This is a genomic window from Actinomadura sp. NPDC048032, from assembly GCF_040653175.1.
GTDB lineage: Bacteria > Actinomycetota > Actinomycetes > Streptosporangiales > Streptosporangiaceae > Spirillospora > Spirillospora verrucosospora.
Map to the genome: position 1 here is coordinate 1 of NZ_JBEZJP010000747.1, position 1,918 is coordinate 1,918.

Annotated in this window: 1 protein-coding gene and 1 pseudogene; both read right to left on the reverse strand. The window is 77.7% G+C overall.

What is annotated here, in order from left to right; translation table 11 throughout:
* Positions 1–1,223, reverse strand: a pseudogene (locus AB0C69_RS41810) (hypothetical protein); the annotation flags it as partial.
* Between the two features lie 479 nt (positions 1,224–1,702).
* On the reverse strand, positions 1,703–1,918 hold a 216-nt coding region (locus AB0C69_RS41815), incomplete at its 5' end, for a hypothetical protein (RefSeq protein WP_360362378.1).

Genomic DNA, 1,918 nt, shown 5'->3' on the forward strand with positions numbered 1-1,918 from the left:
GCCGCCCCGTAGGCCTGCCGCGCCGCGGCGCCCCGCTGCGCCAGCGTCAGCCGGCGGACCTGCGTGGCGAGGACCCCGAGGTCGGGCCCCGCCGGAGCGGTGGCCGTGCCGCCGCCGGCCACCGGCCGCCGCTGCGGCTGCTGGGGCCGCGCGGGCGTGCCGGCGCCGGGCCTGGACGGCTTGATCGCGCGCTCCGAGCCGACCGGGCCGGAGGACCCGCCGACGGGGCCGCCGTCGAGCAGGGCCCGCTCGGCGATGCCCAGCAGGGACAGCCCGACCGCGGTGGACAGGACGATCGCGCCGATGCTCAGCCGGTCGGCGGGCCGCCTGCCGCGGCGCGGCGTCGCCTTCGGCCCGGGACGCGGCGGCGCCTGGCGCCGCCGCTCCTGCCGAGGGGGGCGCCGCGGGGGGCCGCCCCGCCCGGCGCGGGCTGGCTCCGCACGGCGGGAGCGCCCGCCCCGCGCCGAGAAGTCGCGGGACCGGTCCCTCTCGGGCCGTCCCGCGCGCCCGCCGAGCCCCTCGGCCCTCGCGTCGAACCTTTCGGTGCGCCCGCCGCGCGGCTCACCGCGGCCGCCGACACCCCCGGTGCGGTCGTCCCGCTCGGTGCGGGCGTCGAACCGCTCCCTCGGGGCGTCTCTCAGAGTGCTCCGCGCGTCGAACCGCTCGGTCCGCGTGTCCCGTTCAGTGCGGGCGTCCCGCCCGGTTCGAGCGTCGAGACGCTCGGTGCGGGCGTCCTGCTGGGTGCGGGCGTCGGAACGCTCGGTTGGAATGTCCCGCCGCGCGTTCCGGGAGCCCGGCCGCTCGCCGCGGGCGTCGGGGCGCTCCGATCGAACGTCCCGCCGCGTGCGGGCCGCGTAGCCCGCGGGGTCGTAGCTGCCGCGCGCGTCGAAGCGATCGGCTTTCGCGTCGTCGCGCCGTTCGGGCGGCTCCGGCCACTGCGCCCGGGGGCGCGGCCGCTCGGCGCCCTTGCCGGAACCGCGCGCGCGGGCCCTGGCCTCGCGCCGCCTGATCTGGCGCCGCGACGGCTCGCGCCGCGACGATCCGCGCCTCCGCTCGGACCAGTCCGGCTGCTCCGACCACCAGGACCCTTCGGGCCACTGGGGGGCCTCGGACCGGGGCCCCCGCTCGGGCTCGGGTCCCGTGGACGGGCGCGCGGGCGTCTCAGCCCACGGTGAAGCATGCGTTTGGCTCCGGGACGCATGCCCGTAATCGCGTCGCGCCATGCCCTCTCCTGTGGAGGAGACGGAGAGCACGGCGAACGCCGACACGTTCCGCGCCGCCGGGCCTGACGCCCGGCGGCCGTCCCGCTGAGACATGACGGGACCGCGGTGTCGGAGCCCGCTCGCTCCCACCACGATCCCCGAACGGATTCTCGCGAATCCGCTCGAACACTCCGGGAGCATACGCCCCCGAAGCAACGTGGATGTCAATCGGTGCCGAAAAAGGCCGATGAGCCTTGTCCCGAGGCGCTTTTTCACCTGTACGCGCGGAGTCCGGCCCGGGTTCACGCCTCCGGGCGCGAAGGCCCGGCAGCCTTCTCACCTGCGCGGATCCTCGTTTCCGCGGACGGCGGCTTAGCGACGGCTGATCCGCTCATTAAGGGCGGGTTAACGCCGGCGCCGCGGACGGCCGGCGGCTCTAGCTTCGGAAACGTCAGCGACCGCGGACGCCGGCGGCGGCAGGAGGTGGCCCCATGACACGATCACCGCGACACGGGATCGGCCCGGGGGCGCCCGTGCCTCCGGCGCGTCCACGGCCGGGCACCGTCGCGGGGCCGGGCCCCGCGGCGCCGGATGCCGGGGCCGTGCCCCGCGCTCCCGTCCACGCGGACCCGATCCGTTCCCGCCGGCCGGCCCAGCAGATCCGCGATCTTTCCCGCCGTGGTGTGGATGTCGTAGTCCACCGGGGGTTCAGGGGC